The 22,088-nt window shown below is 61.9% G+C and carries 18 protein-coding genes and 1 pseudogene; 2 read left to right on the top strand and 17 right to left on the bottom strand.

Features of this window, described 5'->3' with window-relative positions; translation table 11 throughout:
- Positions 1-2: 2 nt before the first annotated feature.
- From tssK to tssB, 17 genes and pseudogenes are all read right to left on the bottom strand, one after another.
- Positions 3-1,337 carry a type VI secretion system baseplate subunit TssK gene (tssK, locus tag H1204_RS44410; protein ID WP_180735345.1) on the bottom strand — a complete coding sequence of 445 codons (1,335 nt, stop codon included), beginning with the start codon at positions 1,335-1,337 and terminating at the stop codon, positions 3-5.
- Positions 1,334-1,633, bottom strand: a complete 300-nt coding sequence (locus tag H1204_RS53110; RefSeq protein ID WP_346015777.1) for a hypothetical protein — start codon at positions 1,631-1,633, stop codon at positions 1,334-1,336. Before H1204_RS53110 ends, tssK begins: the two co-directional genes overlap by 4 nt.
- Before the next feature lie 221 nt (positions 1,634-1,854).
- Entirely contained in the window at positions 1,855-3,282 is a 1,428-nt protein-coding gene (locus H1204_RS44400) for a cation:dicarboxylase symporter family transporter (RefSeq protein WP_180735343.1), read from the bottom strand.
- A pseudogene (locus H1204_RS44395) lies at positions 3,279-3,979 on the bottom strand (amino acid racemase). The gene H1204_RS44400 and the pseudogene H1204_RS44395 overlap by 4 nt, the downstream one beginning before the upstream one ends.
- Before the next feature lie 8 nt (positions 3,980-3,987).
- Positions 3,988-5,262: a cation:dicarboxylase symporter family transporter gene (locus H1204_RS44390; protein WP_180735342.1), complete on the bottom strand. Its 1,275-nt coding sequence runs from the start codon at positions 5,260-5,262 to the stop codon at positions 3,988-3,990.
- A 29-nt stretch (positions 5,263-5,291) separates the two neighbouring features.
- A complete protein-coding gene (locus H1204_RS44385; protein WP_180736323.1) occupies positions 5,292-6,209 on the bottom strand; it encodes an ABC transporter substrate-binding protein in 918 nt (305 codons plus the stop codon).
- Positions 6,210-6,270: 61 nt separating this feature from the next.
- On the bottom strand, positions 6,271-6,525 hold the full coding sequence (locus H1204_RS44380) for a hypothetical protein (protein WP_180735341.1): 255 nt from the start codon (positions 6,523-6,525) through the stop codon (positions 6,271-6,273).
- A 13-nt stretch (positions 6,526-6,538) separates the two neighbouring features.
- Positions 6,539-6,925 (bottom strand): DUF4280 domain-containing protein, encoded by a 387-nt coding sequence (locus H1204_RS44375; RefSeq protein WP_180735340.1) that lies wholly within the window; start codon positions 6,923-6,925, stop codon positions 6,539-6,541.
- Between the two features lie 22 nt (positions 6,926-6,947).
- The gene (locus H1204_RS44370) at positions 6,948-7,670 is read right to left on the bottom strand and encodes a toxin-antitoxin system YwqK family antitoxin (RefSeq protein ID WP_180735339.1); all 723 of its coding nucleotides are present in this window, start codon (positions 7,668-7,670) and stop codon (positions 6,948-6,950) included.
- An 8-nt stretch (positions 7,671-7,678) separates the two neighbouring features.
- Positions 7,679-9,604, bottom strand: a complete 1,926-nt coding sequence (gene tssI / locus H1204_RS44365; RefSeq protein ID WP_180735338.1) for a type VI secretion system tip protein TssI/VgrG — start codon at positions 9,602-9,604, stop codon at positions 7,679-7,681.
- 4 nt (positions 9,605-9,608) lie between these two features.
- Positions 9,609-12,332, bottom strand: coding sequence for a type VI secretion system ATPase TssH (gene tssH, locus H1204_RS44360; RefSeq protein ID WP_180735337.1), 2,724 nt, complete (start codon positions 12,330-12,332; stop codon positions 9,609-9,611).
- Between the two features lie 11 nt (positions 12,333-12,343).
- The gene (gene tssG / locus H1204_RS44355; RefSeq protein WP_180735336.1) at positions 12,344-13,468 is read right to left on the bottom strand and encodes a type VI secretion system baseplate subunit TssG; all 1,125 of its coding nucleotides are present in this window, start codon (positions 13,466-13,468) and stop codon (positions 12,344-12,346) included.
- The gene (gene tssF, locus H1204_RS44350) at positions 13,423-15,180 is read right to left on the bottom strand and encodes a type VI secretion system baseplate subunit TssF (RefSeq protein ID WP_180735335.1); all 1,758 of its coding nucleotides are present in this window, start codon (positions 15,178-15,180) and stop codon (positions 13,423-13,425) included. Before tssF ends, tssG begins: the two co-directional genes overlap by 46 nt.
- Before the next feature lies 1 nt (position 15,181).
- Positions 15,182-15,637, bottom strand: coding sequence for a type VI secretion system baseplate subunit TssE (tssE, locus tag H1204_RS44345; RefSeq protein WP_180735334.1), 456 nt, complete (start codon positions 15,635-15,637; stop codon positions 15,182-15,184).
- Between the two features lie 67 nt (positions 15,638-15,704).
- Positions 15,705-16,193: a type VI secretion system tube protein Hcp gene (locus H1204_RS44340; RefSeq protein ID WP_180735333.1), complete on the bottom strand. Its 489-nt coding sequence runs from the start codon at positions 16,191-16,193 to the stop codon at positions 15,705-15,707.
- Positions 16,194-16,261: 68 nt separating this feature from the next.
- Positions 16,262-17,767, bottom strand: a complete 1,506-nt coding sequence (gene tssC / locus H1204_RS44335; protein ID WP_180735332.1) for a type VI secretion system contractile sheath large subunit — start codon at positions 17,765-17,767, stop codon at positions 16,262-16,264.
- A 66-nt stretch (positions 17,768-17,833) separates the two neighbouring features.
- Positions 17,834-18,415, bottom strand: coding sequence for a type VI secretion system contractile sheath small subunit (gene tssB / locus H1204_RS44330; RefSeq protein WP_180735331.1), 582 nt, complete (start codon positions 18,413-18,415; stop codon positions 17,834-17,836).
- Positions 18,416-19,388: 973 nt separating this feature from the next.
- Between tssB and H1204_RS44325 the strand changes: the two genes are divergently transcribed.
- Positions 19,389-19,667 (top strand): hypothetical protein, encoded by a 279-nt coding sequence (locus H1204_RS44325; protein ID WP_243469009.1) that lies wholly within the window; start codon positions 19,389-19,391, stop codon positions 19,665-19,667.
- A 139-nt stretch (positions 19,668-19,806) separates the two neighbouring features.
- On the top strand, positions 19,807-21,594 hold the full coding sequence (locus tag H1204_RS44320; RefSeq protein WP_180735330.1) for a hypothetical protein: 1,788 nt from the start codon (positions 19,807-19,809) through the stop codon (positions 21,592-21,594).
- The last annotated feature ends 494 nt before the right edge of the window (positions 21,595-22,088 follow it).

The following is a 22,088-nucleotide window of genomic DNA, read 5'->3' as shown; positions in this document are numbered from 1 at the left end:
TGTCAGCCCTTCACGAACAGCAGCATTTCCTGCGGCCGCTGCGCACTCGCGCCCTCGTTGGGGTTGCCAATCACCAGCAGCTCGCTCGCCAGCACCAGCGCGTGCTCGGCCTGAACTTCGAACAGCAGGTAGCCCGAGCCCGAACGCAAGCCGAGATCCTCGGCGTAGTCGATGCCGCGCCGCGCGGCGCCCAGCACACGGCGGCTGCGCAACGACGCATAGACCGACTGCGAGCCGATCACGGCGCCGTCCATCCACGCCAGCAGATCGCGATCCGACTGGCCGCGCAGGCCGACCACAAGACGCTCGCCGATCCAGTCCGGATGCAGCGAGATTTCGAATGCACCGTGACGGAATTCGAACTTGTGCTCGCGATACTCTTCGTTGACTTCCGACATCGATTCGCGCAGCGAGCGCAACAGCGGCGTGAATACCGACAGCGGATCGGCATGATCGTAGTCGGCGGGTACGGGCGGCAGGCCGCCGGGCTTGAGCATCGCCAGCGACCCGTTAAGCGCCGCCAGCGACAGATACAGCGAAAGCGGATGCAGATGCGGCGTGCGCAGCGTCGCTTCGGCGAGCGGCAATGCGCTCAGCAGGCTGCGCAAGCGGTCCTTGAGTTCCAGCTGCGTCAACCGGTCGTCGACTTTGGACGAAGGGTTCGCCGTTTGTCGCGCAACGAATGCAGCCTTGCCGCGCAATTGTCCGAGCAGCGACGCGACGCTGGTCCACAGCGGATTGTCGCGCGCCACTTCCAGCAGCGGCGGCAGATGTTCGCCGAGCCGCACCACTTCGTTGTCCTTGTACAGCGAGCCAAGCCGCAGATACACGTGCATCGCCGAAGGCAGTTCGCCCGCCGCGAGCGCGAGATTGGGCATCAGCCGCGGGATATCGGCGGGCGGCGCATCGGAAACCTGATCCTCGACAGGCGCGCTCATACTCGAACGGAAGCGCTTAACCTGCGCGCTGCGGCGCATCGAAGCCGCAACGGGTAACACCAGATAGAAATCGATCGGACCATTCGAGAGCGCGGCCGCGAACGGTTCGAGCGCCAGTTCGAGGCGCACCGCGCCTTCTGCGTGCGCATCGTAGGTCACGGCCGTGCCATCGGGCATGATCGCGTCGAGTTCGAGCACACGCAAAAGACCTGCGGGCAACAAGCCGTGGTCGAACACGAGGCGCCGCACGCCCCAGCTGAACGGCGCGGCCGCCAGCGTCTGCCACGCCACCAGCGAATCGATACGCGAAGCCATCTGCTGAAAATGCTGCGGCGAGAGCAGCATGCCCTCGAACCATTCGATACGGTCGGTCACCGCCATGTTGGCGTCATGCATCATTTCGCATCCAGAACGGAAAAGTTGTTGCCTTCGAGCTGCACCACCATGTGGCCGCTGAAGTGCTCGATCCGCACGCGATGCGCGCCCGGACCTTCGTAATTGGCAAATACAAACGCGCCGGCAACACGCGGCCCGGCAAAATCGTCCCCATTCACTTCGACGCGCTGGCCCGGCACGATCTCCCAGCCGCGATACCGCAGATTCTTCGGATACGTATTCACCAGATCGTTGCGACCCGCGAACCATTTTGAGGCCGGCATTTCGGCAATACGGGCAAGCAATGCGTCGTCGCTCACGAGGACGATGTCCACAGCGACGGCGCTGTTGTTGTTCACTTCGTCGCTGGCACTCAACGTCACCTGCGACCATTTCGCCTTCTCACCGCTCATCCCGAAGACGCTGCATCCTCCGAGTGCACCCACAACGCACACCGCTGCGAGGAGCCCCGTCGTGCCCTTCGCCAGCCGCCTGCATGAGCGCGTCCAGTCGCGCGTGAATAAGCACATCCCAACGTTGATCATCTCGCTCCCACTCCAATTCCCATCACCACGATCAGCGACGCCACCATCATCACGCAGCCCACGGCAAGCACGAGCTGCCCGCGCGTGAAAGTGAAGCGCAACACCGGGTTCAATTCGACGACTGCGCCGCGCGTATCGATGGCGGCCACCCGTTCCGAAGGCAATCCCGCCGAGACGAGCGCGATCACCGTGCACACCGAAAGCAGGCTCAATACGTTGCGCGGTCCCTCACAGATCAGATCGACCGTAACGAGGAGAATGCCTGCGGCCTCGACAGGCAGATTCAGCAGCGACAGCACCAGTCCCGTATAGCCGACCGTCGCGACACCGTTCTGCCCGGCCGAGACGAACGCGGCGATCACAGACGCCGCGCAGATCACCACGATTTCACCCGGTCCAAGTGTCCGTTCGTAGAGATTGGCGACGAACACCGTCGCCAGCGTGTAGTACAGCGCCGAGCCCGCCCGGACGAACACCGAGCCGAACGGCACGACCAGTTCGACGACGCCACGGCTGAATCCGAGGCGCTCGCTCATTGCTTCGATGGTGTGGGGAATAGGCGCCGTGGCGCTGCCCGATGTGAGGCCGATCAGCAGCGGCGCTTTCAGGCTGCCGAGTACGCGCAAAAATGGCTGTCCCGCGCGCGCGGCGATCGTGCCGACTGCCACGGTCGAAAGCACAATCGTGGACACGGCGAAGCACAGCAGCAGGCTGCTCATTGCATCGAGCGTGGCGCTTTGCGTGTGCGACGTCAGATTGGCGGCAACGCCAAGCACGAGGACAGGAATCAGCAGGTTCGCATGCGCAATGATCGTTTCGAGCGAGCGATACACGCCTTCGAACACATTGCTCAGCATCTTCGTTTTCTCGCGCGAGAGCGCGGCGAACGCCATGCCAAACAGGAGCGTGCCCGTCAGGATGCCGAGCGAGCGGCCTTCCGCGAGCGCGCGATAAAAGTTGTCCGGGAAAATATCGGCGATGCTGAGCACGCCAGGCGCTGCGTCATCGCTGCTGCCGCCGTGGTCGAACAGCGTCACGCGCACTTCTTCCGCATCGCTGGCGCTCTTGAGCACGAGTTCGCCAAGGTGCGCATGCGCGGCCGCGGACAGGTGCTCGCCCGGCTTGATGAGCACGCCCAGCAGCGTGCCGACGATCGCGCTGACCACTACGAGCCCGAGCGCAAGACCAACGATCGTGCCGACCCGCGTGCGCGGCTTCGGCAACGCGATGACCTGCCGCAATCCGAAAAATGTTGCCACGACCAATAGCGGGATCGCCGCCATGTTGACGACTGACAGATACAGCTGGCCAACGAAATACGCGAATTGTCCAACGGGCTCGGCAAACACACCGCACAGGCCGCCCACCGCCAGGCAGACGATAAGGCCAAGCGTGCTTTGCGAGAGCGTGCGAAGCGTTTTCATTGCGGACGGTTCCAGCCACGCTCGCACGCGTATTTGACCGTTGCGCGAGCCAGTTCGAGTGAACTGTCGATCAGCGCGATTGGCAACGCGGCGATTCGCTGTGCTGCCAGCGGGATTTCCGTACAGGCCATAAGCGCCATCGTTACGCCTTGTTCCGCGAGCATCTTGAGAGCACGCTCAAGATGTGCCGCGGCGGCATCAAGATCTCCGGACTTCACTTCGTCGATGCAGGCCGCGACGAGCGGTTGCATTGTCTCGTCCGGCGTGACGGGTTCGATGTCGCGTTCGGCGAGCGCTCGCTGATAGAAACCAGACATCAGCGCGCCGCCCGTCGCAAGTACGGCGACGCGCCGAGCCGTGGACGGCACCGCAGCCACGCAGATCTCAGCGATATTCAGCACAGGGGCAGCACTGTGCGCGCGAATTTGCGCATACCAGTGGTGCGCCGAATTGCACGGAATCGCGATCAACGCGACGCTGTTCCTGTTCAGCATGTCGATGCCCGCGAGCAGCGCCGGCAGAGGATCAGCACCATCGTCGAGAATCGCGCTCGAACGGTCTTCTATGTGCGGAAGGTTCGCCACGAGGAGCGGCAGATGCTCCTGGTCGCGACTCGCTTCCGTCAGCCGCACGACCTTGTCCATAAAGTCCACGGTCGCAAGCGGCCCATGCCGCCAAGAATGCCGATGAGTGCCATGGCGGGTCCTAGATCTTCAGCGGACGAGGACAGATGACGGAAACGGCGGCCGCATTGCCGATCACGAGAATCAGCGTGCGCAACATGTCGCAAATGGGATCGACAGCAAGGAACAGGATGAATGCCGCTTCGAACGGCAGTCGCAGATAGGAGCAGGTCATACCCACCAGCGAAACGGTAACGAGTCCCGTCATGCCCGCTGACGCGAATCCCGCCAGAACCGATGCAAGCAGAACAGTGACGACCTCGACTACGCCGAGCGAATGGCCGTACAGTTGGGCGATGAAAAGCGTCGCGCACACGTAGTAGACCATCGGGCCGACGCGCAACAGGGAGATCGTCAGCGGCACGAGCAGTTCGACGCGCGAACGGGCGAAGCCAAGGTTATCGACGAGACTTTCGATCATGCTCGGCATGCACGCCGCGCTATTGCGGGTAGCGAGCGCGAGTGCGAAAGGCGCGCGCAATGCGTCGAGCGTCTTGCCGAGGCTATGTGTCGAACGCTTCCAGATGATGACTGCCGCGAGCACCAGCAGAAGCGCCGAGGTCACGAAAAATGCCAGAACGAATTGCAGCATCGCGTGCAACGGACCGACGCCCGACTTGCCCAGTTGCGCCGCGCTCATGCAGAACAGAATGAGCGGCAGCGCGTAGCTCAGCCAGTGCATCAGCTTCTGGCAAGCGTGGTAAATCGTTTCCAGCGACTGGCTGAGTCCCACGGAAATACGCTCCGGCACCCGCCCCACGGCCAGACCGAACAGCAGCGCGAAGACCAGCGCCTTCAGTGCGTCACCGTTGGCGAGCGCAGCGAAGATGTTGGTCGGCACGAGGCTGGTCAGGACGTCGGAGAAATTGAGCGTCTTTTGCGGCACATCGGCGCCATACAGGTTCATTACCGTGTCGCTCGACGAAGCGTCGCTGCCCACCATCAGGCCGAACGTCTGCATCGTGGCCGTCGAAATGTTCGCGCCGGGATGCATGATCAGCAGCACGATTGCGCCAACCACCGCAACCGTGACTGATGCGCCGAGAAATACCGTGACTACACGCATCAGCAGGCGCGAGGTGCCGCCGTCACGAAACAGTCGCTGCAGACTGAAGATCACTGCCGAGATCATGAACGGCAAGGTCGTCATCTTCAGCAGATCGACGTAGATGTCGCCCAGAAAGCCGAGCTTCTGCGACGCCTCGGGTGCAAACAGCCCGAAGGCGCCACCGAGCGCAAGACTGCCGATGACGACCCACGGGTTGAGCACGAATGCATAGATCCTGCTGGAGTTCATTGTTCTGGTCTCTTTTTCGCGCTATTTGATTAGTGATCTGCAGCTTGCAGGACGGTGCTGACGTCCAGCTTCGTGCTGCGATCAGCAAGGAACTGGTTGACGAACGAAAGCAGCGCCGGCTCGTTCACGTTGACGCCAATCGCAAGCGTGTCTTCGAGATCCTGCAGCGTCACGACGCGCAAACGCAGCGACGCCGTGGGGTCAACCTTGAGTACCCGCTTCACTTCGAATTCGTCGCGATAGGCCGCAGTGACGTCCCCGGCGTTGAGAGCCTTGAGCACATCTTCCCAGGTCGCGTAGCTGCGCACCTGCGCGTGCGGGAAGTTGTTGACCACGTAACCCGCGTAAGACGAATTCGCCACCACGCCGATGGTGCTGTCATAAGAGCGCACAACTTCCGGAACGGAGCGGCCGTGCGCGAGTTGTGCGAATTTCACGCGGTTGAGCAGCAGCGCACGTTTCAGACGCAAATAGGGCGTGCTGAAGGCAATCACCGTCGCGCGCGACAACGTGCGCGAGAGTTTGCTGACTGCGATATCGGCCTGCCCTTTCGCGAGCAGGCTCACGGTGTCGTCGAACGTGTGTGCGTCGCGGTTGAATCGCACCTTGACGTGGAGCTTGGCCGCCATTTCGCGGGCGAGATCGATATCGAGCCCGGTGAGCTTGCCGTCATGCTCTTCAAAGAACGGCGGCTGATCGACCGAGAGAACGGCTACCACGAGTTCCCCCCGACCGATGATCCGTGCGAACTCGGGCGCAAGCAGCCGGCCGTCCGGCATCTGCACGAGACCCGTCGACGTGACAACCGGCGCGCTGGCAGGTGCCGAGGCGGCGGGCGCACCAACGGGCTGCGGTGTTGCAGCGAAAGCGCTTTGAGCCGTCACGCCTGCAACCAGCAACGCAACGCCCGTGAGGCAGTTGCCAAGCGTGCGCCGAAAACCATGCATCACGCTGCGTGCGTCGTTGCGGACGGGGGTGAGAAGAGAACACGACATGAAATTACCAGTCTCAAAGAGTCGAAGAAGCGGGAAGCGCGGCCATGTCGGCAGCAGCCGGCGATGACGGTTGCGCAACGGCAGCGGGAGGCGCGGCGACGGGCGGCGCTACGCGCGCGTCATAGGCGGCCGTTTCCGTCGTGAGCGACGAATGATTCATGCGCGCGCCGATTTCCACACCGAGCAGAAACAGAAGCATGCACAGCAGAACGGCACAGGCGATGGCAATCGTCACCATCCGCGAAGTCATCGAAAAAACGTATTGCATGGTCTCCTCGCGCTCAGGCGGTCATCGTGGTGAACTGCGCCGGCGCGACGACCTGGATCACGCCGCCCCACGCGCAGGTCAGCTTCGACGAGTTCTGCAGCGCCGGCATCGAGCCGATCAGCACCGTCGGCGAACCGGGCGCCCACGGCGCGGGCGTCACGGGAATGCACGGCATCGGCGTGAGCACGCCCAGTGCGGCGGCCGTCGCGGCGGCCACCATCGGGTTGGCCATCGAACTGCATTGTCCGAACGGCATGATGTTGACCATCGGCGCACAGTCCATGATGTTGGCCGCCGGCGCGCCGCACATCACCCGGTTGGCGGGCAGCACCTGCAATGCCGACGGCGCGACGCCGAAACTGCATTGCAGCGTGGTGCCCGAAGTAACCTGAATCCCCATATCTGCCTCTTGCCCTCTGCCTTTATCCTCTGACCCACTTTTCCAGATTCTTGACAAGGCGTGGTCCGCGCGCGCCGCCCACCTGCGGCGTGCCCGTAGCGGGAGCTTGCCAGTCGCCTTCCGGCTTACCCTGCCGGTAGAGCCGTTCCTGCATCACCGCGCCGTCCGGTGCAAAGCGGCGCACGGTGCCGTGCAGCAGGTCCGCCTGATAGGGCGAACTCTGAACCAGCGCCCCGTTGGCGGCATATTCGCGCGTCTCCCCTTCGAGCTTGCCCTTGCTGTAGCGCGCCCGCTTCACCACGACGCCGTCGTGCATGAACACGGCTTCGCGCTCCAGCTTTCCCGCCTCGTACGTCAACTGCGACGTGACGAGCCCCGAAGGTGCAAAAGTCGCGCTCTCGCCGTGCAGTGACCCGCTCACATAGTGATTACGGCTCGCAAGGCGTCCGGCTTGATACAAAGATGTGACGCCGTCGAGCTTGCCCTTGCGATACTGAGCGTCCTGCACCAGCTGGCCTTGTGCGTCGAAAATGCGCAGACTGCCGTCGAGCAGGCCGTGCACGTAGTTCGCGCGCGAGAGAACCGTGCCGTTCGGCGCGTAATTGACCGTTTCGCCATGCGGCACGCCATGAGCCAGCGACGCACGGTTGATCAGGTTGCCGTCCGCGTCACGCGTCTCGACCAGCACGGTTTCGACCTCGACCGTACCCGGCGGCACACTGGCGGCAAGCGTTGATGTCGACATGGGCGTTCTCAGTTGAGCTGGACGATGCCGCCCTTGAGCGCGAGCTGGCCACCGCCGTCGACCGTCTGCGTCGCCGAGGCCTTGTGCGAAACCGTCATGCCTTCGTTGCTGAGCGTCGTGCCCGCCTTGCTCGCGTGCGAGGTGCCCGCCTCGCTCGCCAGCGACGTCCCCGCCTTGATGCTGATCGAGCCGGTGACTTCGATCACAAGATTGCCGTCCACTTTCAGCGTGTAGTTGCCCTCGATCTTGTGCGTGTGATCGCCGCTGATGTTGTGCGTGAATGCCGCGTGGTTCGTGTGGGTTTCATCGCCCGTCACGTCGACCGTGCGCGTGCCCTTGACGGTATGCGTCTCCTTGCCTTCGCTGACCTCGATACTGCGATCGCCCTTCTGCACCACGTGCGTTTCCGCGCCTGCCTTGACCGTGGTGGAAAGCGCGTTCTCGATCTCGACTGTCATGTCCTTCTGTGCATGGACATAAAGCTCCTCGGAATTGAGCTTGTCTTCCATGCGGATTTCATTGCCGGCCGTGCCGCCTTTCGACGAACGGGAGCGGATCACGCTTTGCGTCTGCATCGACGGCAAGGTCACAGGCACCGCGTTTGTGCCGTTGTAAACACAGCCCGTCACGAGCGGGCGGTCGGGATCGCCGTCGACGTAGCTGACCACGACCTCTTCGCCAGTGCGTGGCAGAAACAGATGTCCCCAGCCCGGCCCCGCCGATGCCTGCGCGACGCGAACCCAGCACGAGCTGTTCTGGTTGGCATCGGGCGTGCGATCCCAGTAGAACTTGAGCTTGATGCGCCCCTGGGCGTCGGTCCAGATCTCTTCGTCCGACGGGCCGACCACTTTTGCCGTGTGCGTACCCGACACGACGGGCCTTGGCGTCACGAGCGGCGCGCGAAACGGCACGGTGGCAGGAAAGACGTCGAACTCGTTGCCATACATCAGGTTCGAGGCCGTGTGGCGCACGGCACGCACGACATAGCTGACATTGAGCGAGCTGTCGGGATGGCCGCTCAACGTGAAGGTGGTGCCTGCCGTGAGGCCATAGTAGCCACCTTCACCGTGCCCGGTCTGCTGCGCGACGTTGTGCGCCTGGAGCAGCGTCCCGGCGATCTGGTCGCCGTGCGACGCCGCGACGTATTTGCCGGGAAACGTGAAGCGCGACCCGGTCGGAATGCTCGACGTGCCTTTCAACGACGACAGCAACGTGGCCGCCTGCGTGTAGTCGTAGTCGCTGACGATATGCTCGCCTGCCACGACGCCGCGCGACATTTCGAATGCGCTCAGTCGCTGCACCTGCGGACCGATGCCCGAATCGGGTGCGAAATAGAGCGTGCCTGCCGTCGTCGCTTCGTGTGCGGATGGATCGTCCGCCAGCACCATCGTGTGCGCGCCGTCCGCAAACGAGAAGAAGTAGAAGATGCCTTCCTCTTCCATCAGTCGTGAGATGAACCGGAACGCGCTCTCGTCGTACTGGACGCAATACTCGCGCACCAGATAGTTGCCAGCGTGCTTCATGCGGTCCTCGAAGATCACGCCAAAGGTGCCCAGCACCTGCTTGATGATGTCGAGCGCGCTCTGGTTTTGCCAGATGACGCGATCCTGACCGAGCGTCAGCAGCCACAGGCGCGGCGCCAGTTCGGCGGAATAGAAGCCGTATTGCACGTCCGCGCCCGAATGCGCGAAACGCGTGACGATGCCGTTGAAATAGCGCGTGGCGCCGGTGTGATCTTTCAGCGTCACCGTCACGCTCTTGCCGACGATCTGCTGCGGATCGAGCGCCTTGTTGGTCGAGCGCATGCGCAGATCGAAGTGATATAGCTCCGATATGGCTTCACGTCCGCCGAAACCGTCGAGCAGCAGCACGTCCGTCCCGAACGGTGTCGAGACGGATGCAAAGCAGTTCGCCTGGCTGGGCACAGTGGACATGCGCTTACGCCTCCTTCGGCAGGAAGCGGAACTCGATGTCGCCCGTCGCGCCCAGCGCGAGATGCACGCCGCCAAACGGCTCCGAGATCGAGATTCTCTCGAGCACCTGTCGCGCCAGCTCCGGCAGGACCGACTGCGTGAGAATGTGGTCGACATTGCGCGCACCGCTGTCCACTTCCTTGCAGCGCTGCGCGATCAGCGTGGCGAGATCCACGTCCCAGGTCAGCTGCGCGAGATGGTTGCGCGTAAAGCGCTGCGCGAGCCGTTCGAGCTTCAGATTGACGATCGCGTTGATCTGCGCGTCGCCGAGGTGGTAGTACGGCACCAGCACGAGCCGCCCGAGAAACGCCGGGCTGAACTGCCGGAGCAGCGCGGGACGCAGCTTCTCGATCAGCTCTTCGGGCACCGGGCGACGGCCACCGCGCGAGGCTTCCGTAATCACGTCCTGCGCCGCGTTCGACGTGAGCAGGATCAGCGTGTTCTTGAAGTCGATGGCGACACCTTCGCCGTCTTCCATCACGCCCTTGTCGAACACCTGAAAGAACAATTCCAGCACGTCCGGGTGCGCCTTCTCCATTTCGTCGAGCAGCACGACGCTGTACGGGCGGCGGCGCACCGCTTCCGTCAGTACGCCGCCGCGGCCGTAGCCGACATAACCCGGCGGCGCGCCCTTCAGCCCCGAGACGCTATGCGCCTCCTGGAACTCGGACATATTGACCGTGATCATGTTGCGCTCGCCGCCGTACAGCAGATCCGCAAGCGCAAATGCCGTCTCAGTCTTGCCGACGCCGCTCGGCCCGACGAGCAGGAACACGCCGACCGGTTTGCCCGGATCATCGAGATCGGCGCGGAACGTGCGCACACGGCGCGCGATCGCATCGAGCGCTTCGTCCTGGCCGACGACGCGTTCGGCAAGCTTGTCCTGAAGGTAAAGCACCGTATGCAGTTCGTCGGCGAGCATCCGGCCGACAGGGATGCCCGTCCAACCGGATATCACCTTCGCGACGGTTTCGGAATCGACGCACACGGGGACCATCGGCTCGTCGTTCTGCACGGCTTCTAGCCCTTTCTCCAGCCGCGACAGATTTGCTGTCAGCGATTCGCCTTCTTCGGGCTCGCCCGTACCGCCCTGATCCGCAAGATAGCCGCGAATCTTCTTGCGCCACGCGAGCACCTCTTCCACCGCGCGCTTTTCCGTCGACAGTTTTTCGGTGAGACGCGAATGCTGCGCGCGTTCGTCTTCGAGCTGCTTCGTGATCGCGGCGATAGCATCGGCGCGCTCGGCACCCATCGCGGCCTCGTGACGCGCGATACGAAGCTGGTTTTCGGCGGTATCGAGCGAGCGGCCCAGCGCTTCGATCTCTTCGGGCAAGCCGTTTTGACCAATCGCGACACGCGCGCAGGCGGTATCGAGCACGCTGATCGCCTTGTCCGGCAACTGCCGCCCGGAGATATAACGATGCGAGAGCTTCACGGCATCGCGCACGGCTTCGTCGAGAATCTCGACACCGTGATGCTCTTCGAGCTTCTGCACCATGCCGCGCAGCATTTCGATCGCGACGGGTTCGCTCGGCTCTTCGACCTTGACGACCTGGAAGCGCCGCGCCAGCGCCGGATCGCGCTCCACGTACTTCTTGTATTCGGCCCATGTCGTGGCGGCAATCGTGCGCAGTTCGCCGCGTGCGAGCGCCGGCTTGAGCAGGTTGGCCGCGTCGCCCTGACCTTCGCTGCCGCCTGCGCCAATCAGCTGATGCGCTTCGTCGATGAAAAGAATCACCGGCACCGCCGATGCCTTGACTTCCGCGATCACCGACTTGAGCCGGTTCTCGAACTCGCCCTTCACGCCGGCGCCCGCCTGCAACAGCGCAAGATCGAGCGAACGGACGGACACATTGGTCAGCGCGGGCGGCACGTCGCCTTGCACGATACGCTGCGCGAAGCCTTCGACGACCGCCGTCTTGCCGACGCCCGCCTCGCCCGTCAGGATCGGGTTGTTCTGACGGCGGCGCAGCAGCACGTCGATCAGTTGCCGGATTTCGGCATCGCGTCCGCGAATCGGGTCGATCTTGCCTTCACGCGCGAGGCCCGTGAGATCCACGGTGTATTGATCGAGCGCGGTCTTGCGGCCCTGGTTCGCGCCGCCTTGCGCCATGGAAGGCATCGCGGCTTGCGCTTGCGGCGCTGCAGCGGGCGTTGCACCGGTGTGTCCTGCTTCCGGCGCGACCGGCGAACCCGCCTGCGCGCCGCCGGCATCTTCCGCCGAACCTGCGAGTACGGCACTGAGCCGCTCGCGCAAACTCGCACGTGGAATATTCAGCAAGGCCGGCGCGGACTCGAGCAGCATGCCGCGCAGGCTGTCGACTTCCAGCAGTGCCAGCACCAGCGTGCCGGAACGGATCTGCTGTTCGCCGAGCAGCATCGAACTCAGCAGCCACGCTTCCTGGAACAGCGGCGAAAAATTCGGCGATAGCGCGGGCGTGCGTCCATTGCCGCGCTTGAAAAAATCGACGGCCTTCTGAAGTTGCGCGGTGAGCGTTTCGGCTTTGATGCCGAAGTGCGTAAGAATTGCGCGCAGGTCCGGCGCGTCGGATTCGAGCAGCGTCAACAGCAGATGCTCGACGTCGACGTTGTAATGCGTCTGACGCACGCACAGTTGCGCGGCCTGTTCCATCGCAAGCTTGCATTCCGGATTGAGCCGGCTCAACAGGGTGCGGATATCGATGTCCATGCGCGTGGTTCTCAGAGATTCGTCGACGCGGGCACGGCGGCTTCGCGCATGGCGAGGCGCACCGGCTTGGGCGTGTGAGTGTCGTGATTCGTGCCGCCCAGCCAGGAAGTCCAGCCGAGCCGTGCCGCGCGCAACCCGCCCGCCGCGCAATCGACGCGTTGCGGCGCGAGATGCAGCACGAACTGCACATCGAAGTCCTGCTGCAGATACGACCTGATGAGCCATGCGGCCATCGCGTGATCGCGGCCGCCGGGCAGCAGCGCTTCGAAGCGCGCCTTCGTCAGTTCGGGAAATTCGATGCGGATGCCATTCGCTTCGTCCCACGTGCGGCGCCCAAGCACCGCCGCGCCGCCCAGACGCGGCGCGCGCGAACCGCCGCGTGCGAGACGCAGCGAATCGGCGGCATCGATCTCGCGCCAGCCACCGACGAACTGCGCACCGCGCACCTTCAGACCGAGGCGGTCGGCAAGCAGCGTGCACAAGCCGGTCATCGAACGCGGCGCGGCGCCGAGCAGGCCCGCATGGCGCATCCATAGATGCTCGCCGTGTGGACCGTGGTGTGTACTGTTGGAACCCGCGCGCAGGCCGAGGTTGCTCAGCGCATCGAGCGCCGCCGCGAGTGCGGAGCCGTGCGGCGAACGCCAGTTCAGTCCCGGCGCGTGCTTCTTGCGGCTGCGATAGAGGAACGACAGAAAGCGATGGTTGAAGATATCAAGCAGGTCCGCGGTCGCCGTGTCGCGTTGAGCGCGCCGCGCCAGCACCAGTTCCGTATAGGCCATCGGCAGCGGACCGTTCGCGCCTGCCAGCGTGAGCACGGGCGTCGTCACCGTGTAGCTGGCGTGCAGATCGTGCGATGCGTGCCCCCGTGCGTCTGCAACATCGGCGTGATCGCCGTCGGGCGACCCGGCATGTTCCCGCACGCTGCGGATATCGCTTGGCTCGAACGCGAGCGAAACGTGGCCGACGAGACGCACTGCCTCGCCGAGCCCATTGCCGCGTCCAAGCGGCCGCGCCCATGGCGCAGTCCGTTCCAGCAGACTGATCGCCTGGAACAGATCGAAGCTCTGCGGATTCGCCTTGAGACGGGCGATCAGAGCAGCTGCTGGCAGCCCGTCATCGGCTCCCATTGCTTCCATATCTCGTCTCCACGGCGCACGACCAGCCGCACAAAAGAATTGACCGACGTGTACATCGCGAAGAAACGCGCGAGCACGGCGCCCATCAGCAAAGGCGAGCCGCCCACGAAGGTCTCGGGATCGAACTCGACGGTGACCTCGGTGCCGCGACAGTAGCCGCGCCACGCGTCAGTGCCGACATGCGCGGTGACGCTGCGCGCTTCGACGCTGCGGATACCGCGAATCTGGTCCTGCTCGCGCGTACCATCGGAGGCGAATAGCCGCAACATCTCCTGCAATTGCGCCCGCCCCGTCGCGCCGCTCACCAGCGAGTGATAGTTGAGCGTGAGCAGCGAAATCAGCCGCCATAGCGTCTCGCTTCCAAGCGATGGACTGCGCTGCGCGGTCGGCTCATAAAGACAGCGCACGCGCGTGTTTTGCGACACCTTCTCGACCATCATGCGTGCGCCGACGGGCACGTGTTCCGCCAGCCGCCGGTTCGTGCACAGCACGTTCGCGTAGATCACGGGCGCGCACGGATCGGACTGCGTGTTGGTGGCATCGACGAAACTCAGGAACATGTCGGTGCCGGGCACGTTTTCGCGCAGACTGTGTTCGCGCCGCGCCGACCAGAACACGGTGCCGGCGTTCGCGTCGACGTGATCGATGGCGGCAAAACACGGCACCGTCGTCACCCGGTCCGACGATGGGTCCGACGCGACGACGGACGCGATCGAATGAATTTCCGTCATCGACTCGCGCCGCTGGTCGGCGACGAGCCGGTATTCATAGTGCCGATGGTCGACGACGATCGGCTCGCTCGTCTGCGAGAACAGATTCACGATCGGCGTGCTGCCAAGCTGAAAATGTTCGGCACGCAGCATCCCGAGGCCGCGCGGCGCGCGATCGAGATGAAACACGATCTCGCAGCGGCGTCCTGTTCCAAGCCGCCCTTCCAGATGATGCAGATCGAAGAAATGAAACTTGCGCGGAAAGGCGAAGTACTCCTGCATCAGCGAGTAAGCCGGCTGTGCGTTCGGCGGGCGCGGCAAGACATCGTCGGCTTCCGCGTAACCCACTTCGCGCCACGCGCGTGCTGGCAGCAGCGTTGCGGCTGCGCGGCCTTCGGGTCGAACGGAAACGTCCGCCACGCCCGACACCAGCAATTCATACAGCGGCATCGTCACCATCCAGTCGCCGTGGAGGTGGATGCGCAACTGCTTCAGTTCGAGTTCGGAGAAGTCCACGCCGGGCGCGCATTCGAGCGTGAGGCGCAGCGTCGAATCGTCGCCGAACGCGGCGTGACTGATCTTCAGCGGCCACAGCACCGTGTCCCACGCTGTGCGGAAACGGCACGTCTCACCCGTTTCCGTGTGAGCCTGCAGGCCCGTGTGACGCGGCACCAGAAACCCGGCTGTGACCTTGCCCTGGGTCGGATCGAGATCGAACTGCGCGATCGTCATCGACGGCACGGGCTGCACGAGCGATGGACACACGTTGTCGAGCAACGCCGATGCAACCTGCGGAAATTCCTGATCGAGATCGCGGTGAACCCGCGCGGCAAGGAAGGCCGTCGCTTCGATCAGCCGCTCCGTGTGCGGATCGAGCGATTCTGTGCCATGCAGCGCGAGCCGCGATGCGATCTTCGGGTAACGGCGAGCGAAGTCCGCACCTTGCAGACGCAGGTACGAAAGTTCGCGCTTGTAGTACTGAAGGATGTCGTCGGGCGCCATGTCAGCTCTCAACCGCGCTGCGGGCATCGCTGACGGTTAGACCGTCTGTCGCCAGTTCGAAAGCGACGTGCGCGACGTTGCTACCAGCACGCAATTGCGCGTCGATGGTCAGCACAGCGTGCGTCGCGTGATCGGATGGAAACACAAAGCCCACGGTAACGTTGGCGAGGCGCGGTTCGAACAGCGTGATCGCGCGTTTGACGACATCGGCAATCGCATCCCGGTCAGAACCGGAATGCAACGACCTTTCGGAAAAGTCCGGCACGCCGTAGTCGAGTACGGTGCCGTCGCAAACGGCAAATTGTTCGAACGTCAGACGCGAGCGCGTATTGAGCAATCTGCCGAGCTCGCGCGCAACCGACTCTCGCAGCGCATCGGCGCCTGAGAGCTGCGCCTCGCCGCTGGCGGCGAGGCGGTCGAACAGTGGCATCGATGAACCGCTGACGATTGCCGGCATTGCGCGATGACTCCAGGTAACGCTGATGATGAAGCTTTAGCGCCGGATCCCGGCGCATCCACGATGATCAGGCCGACGGCGGCGCCGAAATGTTCTTCGACAGATCCCAGCCGAACGAAGCCGTGCCCTTCTTCGTCGAGTCGACGTTCTGCTGCGTGTACACCGTCGTGATCTTCGAGTAGTTGATCTGGAAGGTATCCGCCGACTCGCCGCCGCCGCTCGTCGTGATCGACGAAATCATTGCGTCGCTCAGCGTGTACGTGAGCAGCGACATGAACTTGCCGTTCTCGTTGCGGCCGATAGAAATCGTTGCATCGCCGAGCTTGGTGCCGGCAGCGCAAGCGGAATACAGCGCCGGCGTGGCCTGATCGGTGGCCTTGCTCAGGCTGAATTCCTGGAAGCTCGGGCGGCCCATCGTGCGTTCCGTGTTGCCGACGTCGCGGTTCATCGAGATCGATACGCCGATCGAATACGAGTACAGCACGATCTGATCTGTCGCACCGTCGAGCGTCGAATTGCCCTTGATGTCCTTGATCTTAAGAAGAACGGTATCCATGAATCTCTCTTATCAATAGGTGACGTATTTGCTGTGTCGCGCGGCGCGAGGCCGCGCGTGACGGATCATCAGGCTGCCGCTGCCGGCAGTTCCGCGACGAGACGAATCGACGCGGTCAGTTCTTCCATCTGGAAATGCGGCTTCAGGAAACAGGTCGCGCGGTATGCACCCGGCTTGCCCGGCACTTCCGTGACGTCGACACGCCCTTCGCCGAGCGGGAAACGCGCCTTTTGTGCGTGCGATGCCGACGGGTTGATCAGCACGTAATCGGCGATCCAGTTGTTCAGATACGCCTCGATGTCGCTGCGCGACTGGAAGCTGCCAACCTTGTCGCGCATGATCACTTTCATGTAGTGAGCAAAGCGCGATGCGGCGAGCACGTACGGCAGACGCGCGGACAGTTGCGCGTTCGCGTTGGCGGCGTCCTTGTTGTACACCTTCGGGCGATTGGTCGTCTGGCCACCGAAGAAAGTCGCGAAGTTCGAGCCCTTCGAATTCACCAGCGCGATAAAGCCGAGATCGTTCAGTTCCTTTTCGCGGCGATCGGTGATCGTCACTTCCGTCGGGCACTTGAGGACGATATCGCCTTCGCCCGTCTTGTACGTGTGCGCCACCATGTTCTCGACCTTGCCGCCGCCTTCCACGCCGCGGATCGCCGTCGACCAGCTGTACTTCGCAAATGCGTCGGTAATACGCAGGCCCAGCTGGTAAGCCGAGTTCGCCCACAGATACTTGCCGTGGTCGGTGCCGTCGACATCTTCTTCGAAGTTGAAGTTCTCGACCGGCTTCGTCTTCGCGCCATACGGCAGACGCGCAGCATACGAAGGCAGCACCAGCGACACATAACGCGAATCTTCCGAATCGCGGAAGCTGCGCCATGCGGCGAGTTCTGCGCTCTCGAAGGTCTTCGACAGATCGCGCGTGACGCCAAGATCCGTGAACGATTTCAGATCGAACAGGCTCGGCGATGCGGACGCGATAAACGGTGCATGCGCAGCGGCTGCCACCTTCGAAATACGCTCGAGCAGCGCGATATCCTGCGGATGACGGCCAAACGAGTAATCGCCGATCAGCAGCGAGTACGGCGCGCCGCCGAATGTACCGTATTCCTCTTCATAGACCTTCTTGAAGAGCGTGCTCATGTCGTGATCGACAGCCGTTTCCAGGTCTTTGAGCAGTTCCTTCTTCGTCACGTTCAGCAGACGCAGCTTCAGCTGCGGCCCCGTTTCCGTGCCGTACACCATGTCATGCAGGCCCGTCCACGATGCTTCGAGTTCCTGGAACGCTTCTTCATGCATGATCGCGTTGAGCTGGTCCGACAGCAGCTTGTCGATTTCAGCGACGCGTTCGTTGATCATCGCGACGACGCTCTTGTCCGGGCTCGTGCGCATGCCTTCGTCGAGAATCTGCGACGCGAGCTGGCCGATCAGCTTCTTGGCGTACGTGCTTTGCGACGGCTCGACGGCCATGTTGCCTTCATGAACGATGCGCTCGAGCAGGCTCAGTTCCGCGCCCGAGGCTTCGAGCGTCTGTGTTTCGCGCGCGGCCGCACCGGCCGCAGTGTTGCTTGCCATCTGAATCACCTTTGAAAGTTCGTTGCGCCCACAAGGAAGGGCAAATCAGGCTTCTGTCCGCTGCCTTCAGGCCGCAGGCGTGTCCTCGGCGGGCGCGGCCGGCTCGGCTGCTGCCTCTGCTGCCGCGGGTGCTGCCGAAGCAGCAGCGGGAGCGTCGCTGGCATGCGCCTGACTTTGAACTTTCTTCAGTTCCTCACTGTTCTGCACGATGCGCTCGAGCATCGAATCGAGCTCGTCGTTGCCGTCGAGCTTGGCGAGCAGATCGCGCAGTTGTTGACGCGCTTCAAGCAGCTTTGCCAGACGCGGCACCTGTTTGACGATACTTTCCGGATGAAAATCTTCGAACTTCTCGAACTTCAGTTCGACCTTGATATTGCCTTCGCCTTTTAGCGTGTCCGCGACGGACAGATCGAGACGCGGCGCAATCTTGCCCATGATCTCGTCGAAATTGTCGCGGTCGATCTCGACCAGTCGACGCTCCTTGAGCTTGGGAAGCGGCGTTTCGGGTTGACCCGACAGGTCGGCAAGCAAACCGACCACCAGCGGAAGCTCGCGCTTCTCGACTGCGTCGCCGACTTCTACGTCGTAAGTAATCTGGACGCGCGGCGGACGATTGCGTCCCACCCATTTCTGCAAACTGTTCGACATGAACCTCTCCGGAAAAGCACGAGTGTGTTTAAGAAACAACTCGCTCGCATAGCCCGCGAGCGATGGGCACCTTGCAAATTTGATTCGAAGAGCGCGGGAACGCATTCGCAGCCTATGTGCGTGCAGACCCCGCTGACAGGATGTCGTCAACCCGGGCGCCCTTCTTTAATATTCTTTGAATCAGGCTACCCACAACGACGGGCCGGGCGCGCCTTTCGGGATGGAAGGCTGCCGTATCGAGCGCCGGTAGCAGTAGTAATGGCGCTCGCCCCCGCGATTTCTTCCTGGCCAGAAGCACTACCTTGGTCAGGAGTAGTTGGCCATACTGAAAGAAACCGGAACTTCTTTTAAAGCTGTAGTGAACTAAAGCACGATCGGTACTTGTTCACCTGCTTTTTAATCAGGCAGGATTAAACCACAGCTTTTTTTCAGCTACAAGACGAGTTTTCGAGTGCGAGAGAGAGATTTTTTTCACTGGATTAACGGCGACTGTGTCTAGTGTCAGTGTCATATTTGTCGTGGTTGCAAGCGAAATAAAAAGTACGAACGTACGGCAAATGGTTAGTGCTCGCCAACCACCACTTGCACGCCCACTTTAGGTAATACCTGGTAATCCGTGCCTTTCATCGCGAACGAAACTGATGCAAGGATCCTGAAGAAACAGGCATCCGGAGTACGGGATTTTCTAGATTCATTTAATAGATGCGGTTACGCATTACTCATCCGTATGCTTCGGGCGACCATTTTTCGACTACGCGATGAGATCAATCGCTTGAATTTACTCACGATTTTTATATTCCTGACCGAATAGACAAGTAAGATCATCAAACAGAATTAGATTTGGTTTTTCCGCGAACTGGTGGCTCAGTCTGGATCCGTGACAGACTGCCGAATGCCCTGCTTCACATCAACGGCAGCACTGTGTGTCCGGGACGTCGTGATCCGCTCAGGGAAAACGACGATACGCAAGTGATTGCTGTCGCGCGACCGTCCGTGTATTGTTCGCGGCGCCAACTTTTTACATCGCGCACGTCGCCACGAGGACGCAAAAGAGGTGTATCCGAACCCGCTCGTCGAACAAGAGATCACACATCTCAGTCGTGTCATGAGAGTGTTCGTTTTCGGTCGCATTCCTGCCACCACGACTTACCGGCAGAATCGGCTCGACGCCCTCTTTGAATCACGCCATCTCACCGACTATCAGCGCCGCTGGGTACGAGAACTGATGCGTGAGCTCAGCAAGGCTGCGTGATGAGTCGCCTGCAGGCTCTCAACATGTGCTCCCGCGACGGAGCAAAATAATGCAGCGAATGATCATCCGCTATAAAAACGTCGCAGCTATACTGCTGCCAACAATCGGGTAGATCAACAAACGCGATACGGGGAAGGAAATGGGCGCAAAAGGACCATTGGTAGTCGTCAATGCGAGCGAATGGATCCGGCGCACGGCGCTGACATTCAGATCGCGCGGCGCGAGCACCAGTCGTGTCGACGTGGCGTACGCCGCCTGGTGTACGGCACGCTTCGATGCTCTCAAGGCCGCCACATTGCGCGACGCGTTAGACGACTACCTGGCCGAGAAAGGCGGCGACTGGTCCAAGGTTTCGCGTAACAGCGAAAGCGGCGGACTGATGGAGTACATCTACAGAGAAGCCAAGAGCGTCGCGCCCGCACAACCGTCGGCAAGTGCTGCACGCAATAGAATCCGCTCATTCGATATTCCCCACTCGCGCTACGGCGTGCTCTATCTGTTGGGCAATATCGAAATCGACATGAACTGCTTCAACATTGCTCTCGAGGGCGTGGCGGCTGTAGGCGGCGCAATAGGCGCCGGATTCGCAGCGAACGTGAACCATCTGGACAGCGTCAGTCAGGCGAGCAGGCATGTGGATATCGGAGGACATCCGGTTTCTGCACAGGCGATCGTCAGCGCTTCTTCAACGGCCGTCAAAACACTACCGAAGGCAGGCAAAACGATCGACGAGACGTTCGGCATCAGTCAACCGCTCGGCAGAGAGCGTCGGTGGTCGCCGTCAGGCACTGTCAGGCCCGCTATGGACAATACCAGCAGTGGCCCGATCAAGTCGAAGGTCACGTGGACTTATCCGACCACCAAGGCCGGTTTTGAGATGATCAAGGACGACCCTGCGCTGTTCCTCAACCCGTGGATGCTACCCGCCACGGTAGCCGGCGCGGCCGTCGTTACCATTACGGAGACACTCAACAATCTGCGCCGGGAAATAGAAAGCGCCGTTACCTGGGCATTCGAGAAAATCAAGAATGCTCTGCTCGGTGCTTCGGCTTCCACATTCACGCTGTCCGGCGGTATCGTCCGATCGTTGATCAAGATTGTTGTGACGCAGTGTCTCGCAAGCGCGGCGCCGTTCGTCGGCGCTGCGATGGATCTCGGTGCGGGCATCGTCAAGACCTTGCGCGCGGCAGCGGAAAAAGTGGGAGCCTGGCTCGAGCGACGCCGAATCCAGCTCAACGCGGGCCATCCCGAACTGATCGCGGCATCGCTAGAAGGCGAAATGCAAAAGGGCGTTTTTCAGGGCCTGTGGACCACCCTGAAGGGTGCGGTATCAATGGCGCTCAGTTCTTTCTTGCCGGGTGCCGGCAGCCTGGTATCAGCCATCGTCACGGGCGTGGAATGGCTGGTGAAATTCGCATTCCGGTTGTGGGAGCAGAGCAAGATTCACACATTTCTTGTTAAGGCCCGAGAGTTCTATCTTGAGGAACGAGAACTTGCCACGCGCGATCCTGGTCCGCGCGGCCTCGAGTTTCAACCGAACATGGACCCAGACAAAGGCGGGATCATCCACGACGTCGACAGGTTCACGGCCTTCTTCCAGGAAGGATGCGACGCCAGTCCGCTGATTCCCATGCTCACGCTCAACACTGGCATTTGCGGCAGCCTGATGACACTGGTCAATCTGTTCAGAGACGAAAACGAAAGTGGGAGAGAGGTAGTCGATCGCGCGACGTATAACAGTGGAGTGGCCTATTTTTCACGGCTCAAGGGTTATGGCGCGCAGTATCTGCAAAGCTCCGGTTTCAAATTCCGCGCGAGCCCCACGGAAACACGCGGCAGCATACAGGGACTGCTCGATCACGCAGTGCATCACCATGGGCATGACTCGATGACCGGTAAGGCCGTTGCATTCGTCGCTGCCAGCTAGTACTTGACGCTTGACTCGCTGCAGTCAAAAACAGTTCGCCAAGTGTGGCGGTTGCAGCCAGGAAGCAGGTCGCCGAGCCAGTTGGCGCCGGCAACGACAATTGGCAGACCTTCTGACTTCCCGGTGTCAGATTTTCAGACGTCGCACTTGGACCATCACACGATGGATGCAGCCAGACCTGTTCCGTGGTTTCCGTCTGTCGCGCTGATGACCGTGAAGTGGCTCAGCAACTCCCGGTAGCGGCCTTCGAACAAACCACGCGGGTCGATCGCGGGACAGGACACTCACCCTATCGCAGCTGGTCCGCTCCCGGCAACCCGCGAGGCTCCAGAAAGACATTTGCCGCGTTTTCCGCGCCTTGCATACCCTTCCTTGCGCGGACGATCCAGCGGTCACTCCCTGTCGGCGGGGGGTGGCGAAGCGGGGCAGGCAGGGATAAATCACAGACCGTTAGTTGCGCACAATTGGACACCATGCGATGTGAGTCGTTGAAT

It is taken from the genome of Paraburkholderia sp. PGU19 (assembly GCF_013426915.1).
GTDB lineage: Bacteria > Pseudomonadota > Gammaproteobacteria > Burkholderiales > Burkholderiaceae > Paraburkholderia.
This window is presented reverse-complemented; position numbering and strand designations above follow the sequence as displayed.

Bases quoted from the DNA above. Each gene is read 5' to 3' on its own strand.
- tssK (WP_180735345.1), bottom strand. From the start codon at position 1,337: ATGATGCATGACGCCAACATGGCGGTGACCGACCGTATCGAATGGTTC.
- H1204_RS44400 (WP_180735343.1), bottom strand. From the start codon at position 3,282: ATGAAAACGCTTCGCACGCTCTCGCAAAGCACGCTTGGCCTTATCGTC.
- H1204_RS44390 (WP_180735342.1), bottom strand. From the start codon at position 5,262: ATGAACTCCAGCAGGATCTATGCATTCGTGCTCAACCCGTGGGTCGTC.
- H1204_RS44385 (WP_180736323.1), bottom strand. From the start codon at position 6,209: ATGCATGGTTTTCGGCGCACGCTTGGCAACTGCCTCACGGGCGTTGCG.
- H1204_RS44380 (WP_180735341.1), bottom strand. From the start codon at position 6,525: ATGCAATACGTTTTTTCGATGACTTCGCGGATGGTGACGATTGCCATC.
- H1204_RS44375 (WP_180735340.1), bottom strand. From the start codon at position 6,925: ATGGGGATTCAGGTTACTTCGGGCACCACGCTGCAATGCAGTTTCGGC.
- H1204_RS44370 (WP_180735339.1), bottom strand. From the start codon at position 7,670: ATGTCGACATCAACGCTTGCCGCCAGTGTGCCGCCGGGTACGGTCGAG.
- tssI (WP_180735338.1), bottom strand. From the start codon at position 9,604: ATGTCCACTGTGCCCAGCCAGGCGAACTGCTTTGCATCCGTCTCGACA.
- tssH (WP_180735337.1), bottom strand. From the start codon at position 12,332: ATGGACATCGATATCCGCACCCTGTTGAGCCGGCTCAATCCGGAATGC.
- tssG (WP_180735336.1), bottom strand. From the start codon at position 13,468: ATGGAAGCAATGGGAGCCGATGACGGGCTGCCAGCAGCTGCTCTGATC.
- tssF (WP_180735335.1), bottom strand. From the start codon at position 15,180: ATGGCGCCCGACGACATCCTTCAGTACTACAAGCGCGAACTTTCGTAC.
- tssE (WP_180735334.1), bottom strand. From the start codon at position 15,637: ATGCCGGCAATCGTCAGCGGTTCATCGATGCCACTGTTCGACCGCCTC.
- H1204_RS44340 (WP_180735333.1), bottom strand. From the start codon at position 16,193: ATGGATACCGTTCTTCTTAAGATCAAGGACATCAAGGGCAATTCGACG.
- tssC (WP_180735332.1), bottom strand. From the start codon at position 17,767: ATGGCAAGCAACACTGCGGCCGGTGCGGCCGCGCGCGAAACACAGACG.
- tssB (WP_180735331.1), bottom strand. From the start codon at position 18,415: ATGTCGAACAGTTTGCAGAAATGGGTGGGACGCAATCGTCCGCCGCGC.
- H1204_RS44320 (WP_180735330.1), top strand. From the start codon at position 19,807: ATGGGCGCAAAAGGACCATTGGTAGTCGTCAATGCGAGCGAATGGATC.